Annotated in this window: 12 protein-coding genes; 2 read left to right on the plus strand and 10 right to left on the minus strand. The window is 66.9% G+C overall.

The genetic code is table 11. The annotated features are described in order from the left end of the window. Positions 1 to 11: 11 nt before the first annotated feature. Genes DXK93_RS18225 through kdpF form a run of 5 tightly spaced genes read right to left on the minus strand, consistent with a single transcriptional unit; the run spans position 12 to position 7,543 of the window. Complete coding sequence (locus DXK93_RS18225) at positions 12 to 2,798, minus strand: sensor histidine kinase KdpD (protein ID WP_119450771.1); 2,787 nt, start codon at positions 2,796 to 2,798, stop codon at positions 12 to 14. Positions 2,799 to 2,849: 51 nt separating this feature from the next. Then, positions 2,850 to 3,458, minus strand: a complete 609-nt coding sequence (kdpC, locus tag DXK93_RS18230; protein WP_119450772.1) for a potassium-transporting ATPase subunit KdpC — start codon at positions 3,456 to 3,458, stop codon at positions 2,850 to 2,852. Between the two features lie 25 nt (positions 3,459 to 3,483). Further along, positions 3,484 to 5,643 carry a potassium-transporting ATPase subunit KdpB gene (gene kdpB / locus DXK93_RS18235; RefSeq protein WP_054450078.1) on the minus strand — a complete coding sequence of 720 codons (2,160 nt, stop codon included), beginning with the start codon at positions 5,641 to 5,643 and terminating at the stop codon, positions 3,484 to 3,486. Positions 5,644 to 5,651: 8 nt separating this feature from the next. Next, complete coding sequence (gene kdpA / locus DXK93_RS18240; RefSeq protein WP_119450773.1) at positions 5,652 to 7,454, minus strand: potassium-transporting ATPase subunit KdpA; 1,803 nt, start codon at positions 7,452 to 7,454, stop codon at positions 5,652 to 5,654. Next, positions 7,454 to 7,543, minus strand: a complete 90-nt coding sequence (gene kdpF, locus DXK93_RS18245; RefSeq protein WP_013391886.1) for a K(+)-transporting ATPase subunit F — start codon at positions 7,541 to 7,543, stop codon at positions 7,454 to 7,456. Before kdpF ends, kdpA begins: the two co-directional genes overlap by 1 nt. 596 nt (positions 7,544 to 8,139) lie before the next feature. Between kdpF and DXK93_RS18250 the strand changes: the two genes are divergently transcribed. Further along, positions 8,140 to 8,418, plus strand: coding sequence for a DUF4212 domain-containing protein (locus DXK93_RS18250; RefSeq protein ID WP_054450082.1), 279 nt, complete (start codon positions 8,140 to 8,142; stop codon positions 8,416 to 8,418). Further along, positions 8,418 to 10,508 carry a sodium:solute symporter family protein gene (locus DXK93_RS18255; protein ID WP_054450084.1) on the plus strand — a complete coding sequence of 697 codons (2,091 nt, stop codon included), beginning with the start codon at positions 8,418 to 8,420 and terminating at the stop codon, positions 10,506 to 10,508. Before DXK93_RS18250 ends, DXK93_RS18255 begins: the two co-directional genes overlap by 1 nt. Here the strand turns inward: DXK93_RS18255 and DXK93_RS18260 are convergent. Genes DXK93_RS18260 through trxB form a run of 5 tightly spaced genes read right to left on the minus strand, consistent with a single transcriptional unit; the run spans position 10,505 to position 14,218 of the window. Beyond that, the gene (locus DXK93_RS18260; protein WP_225596894.1) at positions 10,505 to 11,596 is read right to left on the minus strand and encodes a hypothetical protein; all 1,092 of its coding nucleotides are present in this window, start codon (positions 11,594 to 11,596) and stop codon (positions 10,505 to 10,507) included. The genes DXK93_RS18255 and DXK93_RS18260 overlap by 4 nt on opposite strands. Before the next feature lie 37 nt (positions 11,597 to 11,633). Continuing rightward, complete coding sequence (locus DXK93_RS18265; RefSeq protein WP_054450088.1) at positions 11,634 to 12,281, minus strand: hypothetical protein; 648 nt, start codon at positions 12,279 to 12,281, stop codon at positions 11,634 to 11,636. After that, positions 12,278 to 12,607 (minus strand): multidrug efflux SMR transporter, encoded by a 330-nt coding sequence (locus tag DXK93_RS18270; protein WP_054450090.1) that lies wholly within the window; start codon positions 12,605 to 12,607, stop codon positions 12,278 to 12,280. The genes DXK93_RS18265 and DXK93_RS18270 overlap by 4 nt, the downstream gene beginning before the upstream one ends. After that, a complete protein-coding gene (locus DXK93_RS18275; protein WP_054450092.1) occupies positions 12,604 to 13,272 on the minus strand; it encodes a Smr/MutS family protein in 669 nt (222 codons plus the stop codon). The genes DXK93_RS18270 and DXK93_RS18275 overlap by 4 nt, the downstream gene beginning before the upstream one ends. Beyond that, complete coding sequence (gene trxB / locus DXK93_RS18280; protein ID WP_054450094.1) at positions 13,259 to 14,218, minus strand: thioredoxin-disulfide reductase; 960 nt, start codon at positions 14,216 to 14,218, stop codon at positions 13,259 to 13,261. The genes DXK93_RS18275 and trxB overlap by 14 nt, the downstream gene beginning before the upstream one ends. Position 14,219: the final 1 nt, after the last annotated feature.

Consider the following 14,219-nt stretch of genomic DNA (forward strand, 5'->3'; position numbering starts at 1 on the left):
CGTTGCGGCGTTCAAGGGGTTTCGGATTGGATCGGAGGCGGCGCGCCCAGGGGCAGCGTAAAGACGAACTGGGCGCCGGATTCCTGGCCCGGCGCGTGTTCGACCCAGATTTTCCCATGGTGGGCGGCGATGATGGCCTCGCACACGGCCAGGCCCAGGCCGACGCCCGGGGTGGCGGACTCGCGGTCGCCGCGCGTGAATTTTTCGAAGATGCGGCGCTCAGCGCCCGGCGGCACGCCCGGGCCGTTGTCGCTGACCGCCACGCGCAGTTCGCCCTCGTGTACGTCCGCATGCAGACGCAGGGCGCTGCCGGCAGGCGTGTACTTGGCCGCGTTCTCCAGCAGATTGCAGAGCACGCGTTCGATCAGTACGCCGTCGCATTCCACCAGCGGCAGATGCGACAGGCTGTCCACGGTGACGCGGTGCGCGGCCAGCGGTTCGCGCATGGCGGCAAGCGAAGCGCCGACCAGTTCTTCGATGGATTGCCATTCCAGGCGCAGCGGCGTGTCGCGGTTCTGCAGCCGCGCCATGTCCAGCAGATTGACCACCAGCGCGTGCATGCGCTGGGCCTGGTCGCGCATGGCGCGGACGGTGTCGTGGATGTCGGGCGGCAGCGTCGCCTGCTGGCGCATCAGCGTGTCCGTCATGCCGACCAGGCTGGTCAGCGGGGTGCGCAGATCGTGCGACACGGCCGCCAGCAGCGAGTTGCGCAGCTTTTCGGATTCCATGCTGACCAGCGCCTGCTGCGCCACTTCCACGTAGTGCAGGCGTTCCAGCGCGATGGCGATCAGGGTGGCGTAGGCCTCGATCTGGCGGCGCGAGTCGGGATTCAGGAACAGGCTGCGGCGCGGAGCGGCCAGCGCCAGCACGCCGCGGGTGCGCATCGGCGCCTTCAGCGGCAGGTACAGCAGTTCGCTGTTGGACAGGGTGGAGGTGCCTGCGCCGGCCGGCTGTCCGTGGTCGTAGACCCATTGGGCCAGCGCGGATTCCAGCGGCGGCATGTCGTCCGCGGCGGGAGACGCCAGCTTCAGGCGGTCGTCCATGCCCAGGATGTATAGCGCGCAGCGCGAACCGAAGGTGGCATGCACGAAGGCGCCCGCCAGGGTGACGATCTGCTCGGGCAGCAGCGCGGACGACAATTCGCGCGCGAATTCGTAGAGGCTGCGCGCATCGGCTTCGCGCTTGACCGAAGCCTGCGCCTGCAAGCGCAGGCCGGCCGTCAACTGGCCGATCAGCAGGCCCACCGACAGCAGCACGCCGAAGGTCAGCAGATACTGCACGTCCGATACGGCGAAGGATGCCAGCGGTTGCACGAAGAAGAAATCGAACAGCCCTACGCTGATGACCGAGGCCAGCGCCGCCGGTCCGCGCCCGTGGCGCAGCGCAACGGCCACCACCGCCAGCAGGAACAGCATGACGATGTTGGTCTGGTGCAGCGCCGGGAAGGCCAGCATGGACAGCGCGGTGGCCGCGGCGCAATAGCACAGCGCCCAGGCGTAGCCCGCCAGCGGCCGCGGATTGCGCTCGTCGGCGGCCTGGCGCGTACGTGGTCCCAGCGTGAGCGGATCGCGCCCCGGCGCGGATGCGGCCGGCAGCGGCGGCGCGCCCAGGCGGATGATGTCGATTTCGGGGCAGCCCGCGGCCAGCATGTCGGCAAAGCTGTGGCGGCGCCACAGCCAGCCCGGCGAGATGGCCGCGGTCAGCAGCGCGGACAGCGACAGGCGCAGGCGCTGCAGGCCGCTGGCGCGGGTGCGGCCGATGATGGCCTTGGTGATGTTGTGGCGGCGCACATAGCGCACCACGGCGTCGACCATGTCGCCGCCGGCCAGGACTTCGCTGCGCGCGCCCAATGCATCCGCCAGGGCCAGGCTGCGCTGGATGCGCTCCTGTTCGGCCTGGGGCGGCGGGGCCGCGCGCGGTGTGTCGATGGTGACCACGTGCAGATCGCATTCCAGCTGCTGGCTCAGGCGGTGTGCGCTACGGATGACGTACTCGGCGTCCACGTCCGGACCGATACACGCGACCACGGCTTCGCGCGTACGCCACACGGGTTCGATGGCGCGGTCGCGGCGGTAGGCCTGGACGTCGTCGTCGACGTGGTCGGCGGTGCGGCGCAGCGCCAGCTCGCGCAGCGCTATCAGGTTGCCCTTGCGAAAGAAATTGCGGGTGGCGTGGCGGGCCTGTTCCGGCAGATAGACCTTGCCTTCCTTCAGTCGGCGCAGCAGCTCGTCGGCCGACAGGTCCACCAGAATGACTTCGTCGGCCGCATCGAAGACCTCGTCCGGCACGGTTTCCCAGACGCGCACGCCGGTGATGCTGCCCACGGCTTCGTTCAGGCTGTCCAGGTGCTGCACGTTCAGCGTGGTCCAGACGTCGATGCCCGCCGTCAGGAGTTCCTGGATGTCCTGCCAGCGCTTGGCATGGCGCGAGCCTGGCGCGTTCGAATGCGCCAGCTCGTCCACCAACACCAGGTTGGGATGGCGGGCCAGTGCGCCGTCCAAATCAAATTCCTTCAGCACGTGGCCGCGGTACGGCACGTCCTTGAGCGGCAGGACAGGCAGGCCTTCCAGCAGCGTGGCGGTTTCGCGCCGGCCGTGGGTCTCGACGATGCCGGCCAGCACGTTGGCGCCCTGGGCGGCCTGCGCGCGCGCCGCCTCCAGCATGGCGTAGGTCTTGCCCACGCCTGCCGACGACCCGAAGTAGACGCGCAGCTTGCCGCGCACCGCCTGGCGCGCGGCGTCGTCCAGGGTCTTCAAGAGCGCGTCGGGGTCGGGACGCTCGCCAGCGATATCAGCCATGAACGCGCAGTAGGTGTGAGGGAACGGCTGGCAATACTATACGCCGCGGCATCAGCGGGCTGGACGCAATTGGTCCAGCGCCAGGTTCAGCGTCAGCACGTTGACCGCGGGGTCGCCCAGCACGCCCAGCCAGGGCTTCTCGGTATGGGCCTGGATCAGCGCGTCGACCTGCGCGCGCGGCAGGTCGCGGGCGCGCGCCACGCGCGCCGCCTGGTAGGCAGCGGCGGCCGGGCTGATGTGCGGATCCAGGCCGCTGCCTGATGCGGTGACCAGGTCCACCGGCACCGGGACCGGGTTGTCCGGATCGGCCGCCTTCAGGGCAGCGATGCGCGCCTGGATGGCATCGGCCAGCGCCGGATTGCGCGGCCCCAGGTTCGAACCGCCGGAGCCGGCGCCGTTGTACGGCATGGGTGCGGTGGCCGACGGGCGGCCCCAGAAGTAGGCAGGCGAACTGAACGACTGGCCGATCAGTTCGGAGCCGACGACGCGGTCGCCTTGCTTGATCAACGAGCCGGCCGCTTCGTGCGGGAAGACGGCGGCGGCGATGCCCGTGGTCAGGAAGGGATAGGCCAGGCCGGTCACCAGCGACAGCGCGGCGAAGACGACCAGCGCGGGACGCAGGATGCCGCCTTGGCGCGGCAGTGTGGCGGAATTTTTCATGATGGGTTCCTTGCGGTTTCGGGGCTCAGGCCCAGCCCAGGGCGGCCAGGACCATGTCGACCAGCTTGATGCCGGCAAACGGCACCAGCAGACCGCCCAGGCCATAGATGAGCAGATTGCGGCGCAACAGCACGGCCGCGCCCAGCGCGCGATAGCGCACGCCCTTGAGCGCCAACGGGATCAGCACCACGATGATCAGCGCGTTGAAGATCACGGCAGACAGAATGGCCGAGGCCGGTGTGGCCAGGCCCATGATGTTCAGCACGTTCAACTGCGGATAGACGGTGGCGAAGGCGGCCGGAATGATGGCGAAGTACTTGGCCACGTCGTTGGCCACGCTGAAGGTAGTGAGCGCGCCGCGGGTCATCAGCATCTGCTTGCCGATCTCGACGATCTCGATCAGCTTGGTGGGGTTGGAATCCAGGTCCACCATATTGCCGGCCTCCTTGGCGGCCTGGGTGCCCGAATTCATCGCCACCGCCACGTCGGCCTGCGCCAGCGCAGGCGCATCGTTGGTGCCGTCGCCCGTCATCGCTACCAGCCGGCCCTCCGCCTGGTAGGCGCGGATCAGCTTGAGCTTGGCCTCGGGCGTGGCTTCCGCGAGGAAGTCGTCCACGCCCGCCTCGGCGGCGATGGATGCGGCCGTAAGCTTGTTGTCGCCCGTGATCATCACGGTCTTGATGCCCATGCGACGCAGCTCCGCGAACCGCGATTGGATGTCCGGCTTGACGATGTCCTTCAGCTCGACCACGCCCAGCGCCCGATTACCGTCGCTGACCATCAGCGGCGTGCTGCCGCGGCGGGCCACGTCTTCGGCCAGGCGCAGGGCCTGTTCCGGCACGGTAGAGTCCTGCTCGGCCAGCCAGGCCTGCACGGCGTCGACCGCGCCCTTGCGGATCATGCGGCCATTAAGGTTCACGCCGCTCATGCGCGATTGCGCGGTGAAGGGCACGAATTCGGCATGCGCCATGGGCGCGGCCGGGGCGTGGATGGACTTGTCGGCCAGCGCCACGATGCTGCGGCCTTCCGGCGTTTCATCGGCCAGCGAGGCCAGGCGCGCGGCCTCGGCCAGTTCGCGCGCGGACACGCCGGGGGCAGGCAGAAAGGTCGAGGCCTGGCGGTTGCCGAAGGTGATGGTGCCGGTCTTGTCCAGCAGCAGCACGTCCACGTCGCCAGCGGCTTCCACGGCGCGGCCGGACGTCGCGATGACGTTCGCGCCCATCATGCGGCTCATGCCGGCCACGCCGATGGCCGACAGCAGGCCGCCGATGGTGGTGGGGATCAGGCAGACCAGCAGCGCGACCAGCACCGTGACCGTCACCACAGAACCGCCGCCAGCGGCGTTGACCGCGTAGATCGAGAACGGCATCAGGGTCACGACCACCAGCAGGAACACCACGGTCAGGCCCACCAGCAGGATGGTGAGGGCGAGCTCATTGGGCGTCTTCTGGCGCTTGGCGCCTTCGACCATGGTGATCATGCGGTCCAGGAAGCTCTCGCCGGGGTCGGCGGCGATGCGCACGAAGATCCAGTCAGACAGCACCCGGGTGCCGCCGGTGACCGACGAGAAGTCGCCACCGGACTCGCGGATCACGGGCGCGGATTCGCCGGTGATGGCGCTTTCGTCCACTGACGCCACGCCGGCGATGACCTGGCCGTCGCCAGGGATGATGTCGCCCGCTTCGACCAGCACTACGTCGCCCCGGCGCAGCAGGCCCGAAGGCTGGCTGACTGCCTGGTTGCGCCAGGCGCCGGGCGCAGCCAGGCTGGCGTCGGCATCGCGAAAGCCCTTCAGCAGACGGGCGTCGATGGTGGTGCGCAGGCCGCGCAGGGTGGCCGCCTGCTGCTTGCCGCGGCCTTCGGCCAGGGCTTCGGCGAAGTTCGCGAACAGCACGGTGAACCATAGCCACACGGCGATCGCCAGGATGAACCCGGCGGGCGCTTCGGCCCGGCCGCGCAGGGCCATGACCCACAGCACCGTGGTCAGGATGCTGCCGACGTAGACCACGAACATCACGGGGTTCTTCAACTGCGCGGCGGGCGATAGCTTGCGCAGGCTGTCCAGCACCGCCGGACCGATCAGGGCGCGCGACCACATGCCGAACTGGCGTTCACGCGCAACGTCAGTCGCGGCGCGGGCGGCGCCGCCGCCGGCGCCGGTAGTAGAAGTTTCAATCTTGGCCATTTTCATTCCTAGCCTTTAATTTGCAGGTGTTCCGCCACCGGGCCCAAGGCCAGTGCGGGCACGTACGTCAAAGCGCCTACCAGCAGCACCGCGCCGATCAACAGCACCACGAACAGCGGGCCGGTGGTGGGCATGCTGCCGGGACCGGCGGGCAGCCGGCGCTTGGCGGCCAGCGAGCCGGCCATCGCCAGGATGGCGACGATGATGGCGAAGCGGCCGAACCACATGGCGACGCCCAGCAGCACGTTGTAGAAGGGCGTGTTGGCCGACAATCCGGCGAAGGCGCTGCCGTTGTTGTTGGCGGCCGACGTCAGGCCATAGAGGATTTCGGAGAAACCGTGGATGCCCGGATTCAGCACGCCAGCCTGGCCGGCCGGCACCGAGACCGCCAGCGCCGTGCCGACCAGCACCAGCAGCGGGGTAGCCAGGATGACGATGGAGACCATCTTCATGTCATAGGCTTCGATCTTCTTGCCCAGGTATTCCGGGGTGCGGCCTATCATCAGTCCGGCGATGAATACGCCCAGGATGGCGAAGGCCAGCATGCCGTACAGGCCCGAACCCACGCCGCCGAAGACCACCTCGCCCAATTGCATCAACAGCATCGGCGTCAGGCCACCCATGGCGTTGAGCGAATCGTGCATGCCGTTGACTGCGCCGCAGGACGCCGCCGTGGTGACGGTGGCGAACAGCGAGGTGGCGGCGATGCCGAAGCGGGTTTCCTTGCCTTCCATGTTGCCGCCCGGCGAGAACGCGCTGAGCGCGCTGTCGGCGCCGGCCTGGGCCGCCATCGGATTGGGCTGCTGCTCGAAGTAGGCGGCGGATAGCGCAAACACCGCGAACAGCACGGTCATGGCCGCCAGGATCGCGATGCCCTGGCGCCGGTTGCCCACCATTTCGCCGAACGAGAAGCACAGCGCGGCGGGAATGGCCAGGATGGCCAACATCTCCAGGAAGTTCGCCAGCGGCGTGGGGTTCTCAAAGGGATGCGCGGAGTTGGCGTTGAAGAAGCCGCCGCCGTTGGTCCCCAGCAGCTTGATCGATTCCTGCGAAGCGACCGGACCCATGGCCAGGGTCTGGGTCTTGCTGACGGCGGGATCGGTCACGGCCTGTCCCTGGGCGTCCAGCACGGGCTGGCCTTGGGCGTCCACGCGGGGCTGCTCGTAATGCACCGCCTCGATCGTCTGGACTTCCTGATAGGGGCTGAAATTCTGGATCACCCCCTGGCTGACCAGCGCCAGCGCCAGGACCAGGGACAGCGGCAGCAGCACGTACAGCGTGCTACGCACCATGTCGGTCCAGAAGTTGCCCACCGTGGCCGAGCAATGGCGCGACAGGCCGCGGATCAGCGCGAACAGCACGGCGATGCCGGTGGCGGCCGAGACGAAATTCTGCACCGTCAGCGCCAGCATCTGCGTCAGGTAGCTCATCGTCGATTCGCCGCCATAGCCCTGCCAGTTGGTATTGGCCACGAAGCTGATGGCGGTGTTCAGGGCTGAGTCCGGTGACACCGCGCCCATGCCGGCGGGATTGAGCGGCAGCATGCCCTGCAGGCGCTGCAAGGCGTAGACGGCCGCGATGCCGATGATATTGAAGGCCAGCACCGCCACGGCGTAGCGCTTCCAGCCCATTTCGGCCTGCGGGTCTATGCCCGCCAGCCGGTAGATGCCGCGCTCGATTGGACGGCCCCAGGCGGTTAACCGGGATTGCCCGTTTTCCATGGCGATGCGGATGTAACGCCCGAGCAGGGGCGCGATCGCAAGCAGGACTGCCAGGTACGCGACCAGCAATCCGACGAATTCGGCGGTCATCAGAATTTCTCCGGTTTGAACAGCGCGACCAGCAGGTACACGAACAACAAGGCGGCCGTCAGGCCGCTCAGCCAATAGAGCCAGTTCATGGCTGCTCTCCCGCAGACAAGGTTTCGCAGAACCGCAACAGGGCGAAAGTCAGCCCGGCCATGACGGCAAAGATGGCGATATAGAAGGCATCCACGTTTTTCCTCCCGGGAGCCGCGCTCCCTTCGAACGACGGGCCTGCTCGGCGAATAGGGATGCGCGCCGGGCAGGCGTAGTGACCAATCAGGACATCGGCAGGTTACGGAGCGGGGGGTAAAAACGGGGTATACGTTTGGGAGGGGGGTGTAAATGAAACGTAAAATCCCAATATTCAGTACGGGAACACCGAATTGCACCAAGTTGGTGCATGGAATATGTAAATGAATGCTCCTTCTTAGGGCATTCCCCTAGTGTGACAATCCCGCATCTGGTGCAGAATCTCTTCCCATGCAGGTGAGGAGACAAAGCCCTGCATGGGCAAATACCGGCGGCACCGGTACATAAAAAAAGTAAAGCAGTACCCAAAAAAAGCAAAACGCACAACGGCTGGCACCAGGTAGTGCCGGCCGTTGTCGCATAAAAAGCCGGCATTTCAAGCGCAAAGGCTTTTCAAGCGCCGCGTTTCGCGATAATCAGACAGGGTTCGCTCATCCCAGCTATGTCGGAATCGCGCCTTTCATCCTCGGCACCCGCCACGACTCCCTATTGGCGCCGCAACTTGTGGCTGATCCTGGTGTTGCTCGTCGCCTGGGCCGCGCTGACCTTCATTCCCGCTTTTTTTGCCCGCAGCCTGAACTTCGATTTCATCGGCTGGCCGTTCGCGTTCTGGATGGCGGCCTATGGCGCGCCGCTGGCCTACCTGGTCATCATCGGCATCTACGCCCGGATCATGAATCGCGCCGATGAGCGCTCCGACGACACGGGAGGGCACCGCTGATGCCGTTTTTCAGCGGAGACACGCCCCAGCAATTCAGAGTCCGGCTGCGCCGCATCTACGTGCTGTACACGGCGGGCTTCGCGTTGATGATCCTGTTGATGGCGCTGGCCGAGATCCTGGGCATGCCGCGCAACTGGATCGGCTATGTATTCCTGCTGGTCACGGTCAGCCTGTACGCCGGTATTGGCATCGTCTGCCGGACCTCGGATCAGGTGGAATACTACGTGGCCGGCCGGCGGGTGCCGGCGATCTACAACGGCATGGCCACCGCCGCCGACTGGATGTCGGTGGCTTCCTTCATCGGGGTGGCCGGCACGCTCTACCTGACGGGCTACGGTGGGCTGGCCTACATCATGGGCTGGACCGGCGGCTACGTACTGGTGGCGATGCTGCTGGCGCCTTATCTGCGCCGCTTCGGCCAATACACCATCCCCGACTTCATGGGTGCGCGCTATGGCGGCAACATGCCGCGCCTGGCGGGCGTGGCCTGCGCCATACTCTGTTCCTTCACCTACCTGGTGGCGCAGATCTACGGCGTGGGCATCATCACCACGCGCATGACCGGCATTTCCTTCGAGCTCGGCATCTTCGTGGCGCTGGGCGGCATGCTGGTCTGTTCGTTCCTGGGCGGCATGCGCGCGGTCACCTGGACGCAGGTGGGGCAGTACATCATCCTGGTCATTGCCTATCTGGTGCCGGTGGTCTGGCTGTCCATCAAGCACACCAACATGCCCGTGCCGCAGTTGTCGGCCGGGGTGGTGCTGCAGCAGGTCACTGAAAAAGAAATCTACCTGCAGAACGACCCGTCCGAAATCGAGGTGCGCAGGCTTTGGCAGGAGCGCGCCGACGAAATGGGCCGCCGGATGGCGGCATTGCCAGAATCCTGGACACTGGAAAAGGACAAGCTGCGCAGCCGGCTGGCGCAGTTGACGGCGAACGATGCGCCCATGGTCGAGATCCGCTCGGCCGAACGCGAGCTGGCCGGCTATCCCCCCAGCGTGGAGGAGGCGCGTGTCGCATGGGCGCAGGCCAAGGCCGCCTTCGAGGCGCGGGCGGCGCCCGCCACACCGCATGCGGAACCGTTCCCGTCCAAGGATCCGGAAGAGCAGCGCAATATGCGCGTCAACTTCCTGGCGCTGGTGCTATGCCTGATGCTGGGCACCGCCGGCATGCCGCACATCCTGATGCGTTCATACACCACGCCTTCAGTCATCGAGGCGCGCAAATCGGTGTGCTGGTCGCTACTGTTCATCCTGCTGCTGTATTTCATGGCGCCGGCGCTGGCGCTGCTTGTGAAGTACGAGGTCTATACACAGGTGGTGGGGTCCAGCTTTCTCAGCCTGCCCAACTGGGTGCATGCCTGGAGCGCCGTCGACAGCAATCTGCTGGACGTGTCCGACGTCAACCGCGACGGCATCGTGCAGTTGAGCGAAATCAGCATGGGCGCCGACGTGGTGGTGCTGGCCATGCCGGAAATCGGCGGGCTGCCCTACGTCATATCGGCCCTGGTGGCGGCGGGCGGGCTGGCTGCGGCGCTGTCCACCGCCGATGGCCTGTTGCTGACCCTGTCCAACTCCCTGTCGCACGACATGTGGTACCGCATGGTGTCGCCGCGCATGTCGGCGGCGCGCCGCGTGATGGTGTCCAAGATCCTGTTGCTGCTGGTGGCGTTCGGTGCGGCCTGGGTGGCGGCGCGCAAGCCGGCGGACATCCTGTTCATGGTGTCGGCCGCGTTTTCCTTCGCGGCTTCGTCGTTTTTCCCGGCGCTGGTCATGGGCGTGTTCTGGCGCCGGGCCAACAAATGGGGGGCGACGCTGGGCATGGCGGCGGGGCTAGCGGCGACGTTCGCCTACATGACGCACACGCATCCGTGGCTGCGCGAATGGGTGCTGGGCATTTCACGCACCCAGCCCGTGGACCTGTGGTGGGGCATCCAGCCGATCGCGGCGGGCGTGTTCGGCGCGCCGGTGGCATTCCTGACGATCATTGTGGTGTCCCTGCTGACGCCGCCTCCCGACCGGGCCACGCTGGCGCTGGTGGACTACCTGCGGCATCCGGGCGCACCCAAACCGCAGGGCGAACGCGCCTAAGGCGCTGCGCAGGCGTCGGCCTTCCGGTTTTCCGGATCGACGCAGGAAGCCCACGCCGCCGCGGGCATCGTTTGCAGCAGGGTATAGGTCTGGCCGGGCGCCCATAGCCATTGCACGCCGCCAGGCGTCTGGCCGGCGGCCTCCCAGACCCGTTTGCGTTGCGCGCTGGTCATGGGGAACTGTCCATCGTCGCCGCTTTTGCCTTTTGCCAGCACCTGGGCGGGGTCCCGCTTGGCGTCATAGATGCTGACCATGCCTGCGGCGGTCTGCTTGGGTTGCACGATGGTCCAGTCGTAGTTGTACGAATCCAGCGCTGGCGCTTTCCAGGCCGGACCGGGCAACACTAGTACGGCATAGTGGCCCGGACTTTCGCGGTAGGGCAGTCCCAGAACGGCGGGCTCGTCCGCCCACGCCGTCCGCTGGCGCAAGTAGCGCTGCGCCCTGCGGCCCTGAGCGTCATACGTCACGACTTCGAACGCGTCTTCGGATCTGTCTTGATAGGAAATCGTGCGCAACAGCCGGCCCGCCGCGTCATGCACGTAGCGGGCCATGGGCCGGGAGCGCGCCGAGCAATCGTTGGCGCCCAGCTCGGCCAGCCAGCCGTGGGCGTCGTAGCGCAGGCAGTAGCGCGCCGGCCGGTTGCGGCGGCCGTCCCATGCGCGCGAGCGCTCCTCGTAGCCAGTCAGCCGACCGGCGGCGTCATAGTAGAAGCGCGTTTCAGCGTCTGGCGGGGGCAGCTCGGCCTTGCCCGATGCGCGGGTTTCGTGGACTGCGTTGGCACTGTAACGGGCGATGCCGCACAAATGCTGGCGGCCGTCGGGGGCGCTTTCCCAGCGCAGCATCGTGACGCCGATGCGGGCGTGCGGCGCGGCGGCGTAGACGGACCAGTCCACCTGTTCGGCCCAGATGGCGGGGGAGGCGCGTCCGTCCGTGTCTATGGCGACGCCAGGCAGCCATGACCGGATGCGCGAGCCGTCCAGCGCCAGCAAGGTATTCGTGTCGTCCAGGGAAATGTCCATCACCCTGGTGTGGCGCTGCGCGGACGCCGCCAGTGGCTCGCAGAGCGCGCTGGCCAGCCCCGGCGCCATGGAAAGTGCCGTCAGCGCAAGCAGACGCAGAGAGCAATCAAAGCGCGGCATTGTGCAGGTAGGCGATCAGCCCCCAGAGTTCGCTGCTGACGCCGCCCAGGCGCAAGGCGTTGTCGCGGGTGTCCATCAGCAGGAAGGGGTAGGCGTTGCGTTCCAGCTTGCCCGGAGGAGGTAGTCGGTAAGGCGTGAAGTGCTCGCCCGACAGCAGGTAGGTATTGGTCATGTCGCCGACATCCACATGCAGGTACCAGACGGTCAGCTCCGCGACGTTCAGGGCAGCATCCGCTTCCGGATATAGGCCGCCCTGGCCGGCGGGGATGGCACTGTCCAGCACGGCCATGAGCACGGCGCGCGGGCCAGGCTTCGGAAAGTTTGCGCCTTCACCGCCGCGCTGCGTGAACGCCTGGCGGATGAATCCCGCGCCGCGTGAGCCGGGCACCACCGTGCGGGCGAACATCGCCTCCAACTGGGCTTGCGACAAGGGGCCGGGCGTAGCGGACAACTGGTCCAGGTCCTGCTTGAAAGCGCTCAGCCAGGTGCGGTAGCGCACGAGCTCAGCCGCGCGGTTGAACTCCTGGGCCCAGGCATTGCCGGCCGGCAGCAAGCCCAGACAGCCCAGGCACAGCCAGGCCGCCAGCCAGCGGCGGATCCGGGAACTCGCCGTGGACCCGTCGCGGGGCTTCAATGCGAAACGGATTTCGAGAACACGTTCATCACCACCACGCCGGCGATGATGAGGCCGATGCCGATGAGCGCGGGCGTGTCCAGGTGCTGCTTGAACAGCACCGCGCCCACGATGGATATCAGCACGATACCCACGCCGGACCAGATGGCGTAGGCGATGCCCACCGGTATCTCGCGCAGGGTCAGCGACAGGAAGTAGAACGAGATCAGATAGCCGAACACCGTCACGATGGACGGCGCCAGGCGGGTGAAGCCTTCGGACCCCTTGAGCGCGCTGGTCGCGAAGATCTCGGCGATGATCGCTATGCCCAGATAGAGCCACTTCATTTGCGCGTTCCTTCGGCTTGTCGCAGCAGCACCAGCAGGGCGCCCGCGCCGCCTTCGCGCTCGGGCGCCTCGGAAAACGCCAGCACCTCGTTTTTCTGCACCAGCCAGGTGCGGGCCTTGTCCTTGAGCACCGGTTCCAGCCCCTGTGAGCCATAGCCCTTGCCGTGCACGATGCGCACGCAACGGATGCCGTGCTCCTGGCATTCGTCCAGGAACGATAGCAGGGCGTGGCGGGCCTGTTCCACCCGCAGACCGTGCAGGTCCAGTTCGGCGCCTGCGCGCCATTGGCCGCGGCGCAGGTTGCGCGCGGTGTCGGGCGCGGCGTCGCTGCGTACGAAGGCGGTGCCGCCTTCGGACAGCAGATGCGTGATTTCGCCGCCGTCTGAGACGCCGGCGTCGGCGCGCGTGGGCGTTTCGCCCAGCGCGTTGGCGCGGCGCAGCGCGGGCGCAGGCTGTGCCACGGGCTTGTGCTCCACCCGGGCGGCCTGCTTGATGGGCGTGACCGACTGCATCGTGCGCTTGAACGCCGCCATGTCGTCCACGGGGGCGGTGTCGGCTTTTTTCAGCACCGCCACCCGCTGGGCCAGGGCGGCGCGTTCGCGCTCGGCCTGCAGGTCTTTCTTCAGGCGTTTCAGGTCGGCCAGGCCGACCTTACTGCCCCGCATTCTCCAGCCACCGTTGTGCGTCCAGCGCGGCCATGCAGCCGGTGCCGGCGCTGGTGATGGCCTGGCGGTAGACGTGGTCCTGCACGTCGCCGGCCGCGAACACGCCCGGGACCGAGGTCATCGTGGCCATGCCGGACAGGCCGCTCTTGGTGACGATGTAGCCGTCCTTCATTTCCAGTTGGCCCTGGAAGATTTCGGTGTTGGGCTGGTGGCCGATGGCGATGAAGGCGCCGGTGGCCGCCATGTCTTCGGTGACGCCGGTGTCGACGTGGCGCACGCGCACGCCGGTGACGCCGCTGTCGTCGCCCAGCACTTCTTCCAGGGTATGGAACAGCTTGAGTTCCATGTTGCCGTTCTCGACCTTGCTCATGAGCTTGTCGACCAGGATGGGCTCGGCGCGGAACTTGTCGCGGCGATGGATCAGGGTGACCTTGCGGCAGATGTTCGACAGGTACAGCGCTTCTTCCACGGCGGTATTGCCGCCGCCGACGACGACGACGTCCTGGTTGCGGTAGAAGAAGCCGTCGCAGGTGGCGCAGCCGGACACGCCGCGGCCCATGAAGGCCTCTTCAGACGGCAGGCCGAGGTACTTGGCCGAGGCGCCGGTGGCGATGATGAGGGCGTCGCAGGTGTAGATCTTGCCGGTGTCGCCCGTGAGGGTGAACGGGCGCTTGGACACATCGACCTTGGCAATGTGGTCGAAGATCATTTCGGTGTTGAAACGTTCGGCGTGCTTCTGGAAGCGCTGCATCAGGTCCGGACCCTGCACGCCATCGGCATCGGCCGGCCAATTGTCGACGTCCGTGGTGGTCATGAGCTGGCCGCCTTGGGCCAGACCTGTAACAAGAACAGGGCTCAGATTGGCGCGTGCCGCATAGACGGCCGCCGTGTAACCGGCGGGGCCGGAACCGAGTATCAAAACTTTAGCGTGCGTAGGCGTGGACATG

Source organism: Achromobacter sp. K91 (assembly GCF_003576205.1).
Taxonomy (GTDB): Bacteria; Pseudomonadota; Gammaproteobacteria; order Burkholderiales; family Burkholderiaceae_B; genus Achromobacter; species Achromobacter aegrifaciens.

What these genes read in the sequence shown, in the direction of transcription:
- DXK93_RS18225 (WP_119450771.1), bottom strand. Translation starts at nt 2,798, where the DNA reads ATGGCTGATATCGCTGGCGAGCGTCCCGACCCCGACGCGCTCTTGAAG.
- kdpC (WP_119450772.1), bottom strand. Translation starts at nt 3,458, where the DNA reads ATGAAAAATTCCGCCACACTGCCGCGCCAAGGCGGCATCCTGCGTCCC.
- kdpB (WP_054450078.1), bottom strand. Translation starts at nt 5,643, where the DNA reads ATGGCCAAGATTGAAACTTCTACTACCGGCGCCGGCGGCGGCGCCGCC.
- DXK93_RS18260 (WP_225596894.1), bottom strand. Translation starts at nt 11,596, where the DNA reads ATGGCGCCGGGGCTGGCCAGCGCGCTCTGCGAGCCACTGGCGGCGTCC.
- DXK93_RS18255 (WP_054450084.1), top strand. Translation starts at nt 8,418, where the DNA reads ATGCCGTTTTTCAGCGGAGACACGCCCCAGCAATTCAGAGTCCGGCTG.
- kdpA (WP_119450773.1), bottom strand. Translation starts at nt 7,454, where the DNA reads ATGACCGCCGAATTCGTCGGATTGCTGGTCGCGTACCTGGCAGTCCTG.
- DXK93_RS18270 (WP_054450090.1), bottom strand. Translation starts at nt 12,607, where the DNA reads ATGAAGTGGCTCTATCTGGGCATAGCGATCATCGCCGAGATCTTCGCG.
- DXK93_RS18250 (WP_054450082.1), top strand. Translation starts at nt 8,140, where the DNA reads ATGTCGGAATCGCGCCTTTCATCCTCGGCACCCGCCACGACTCCCTAT.
- trxB (WP_054450094.1), bottom strand. Translation starts at nt 14,218, where the DNA reads ATGTCCACGCCTACGCACGCTAAAGTTTTGATACTCGGTTCCGGCCCC.
- kdpF (WP_013391886.1), bottom strand. Translation starts at nt 7,543, where the DNA reads ATGAACTGGCTCTATTGGCTGAGCGGCCTGACGGCCGCCTTGTTGTTC.
- DXK93_RS18275 (WP_054450092.1), bottom strand. Translation starts at nt 13,272, where the DNA reads ATGCGGGGCAGTAAGGTCGGCCTGGCCGACCTGAAACGCCTGAAGAAA.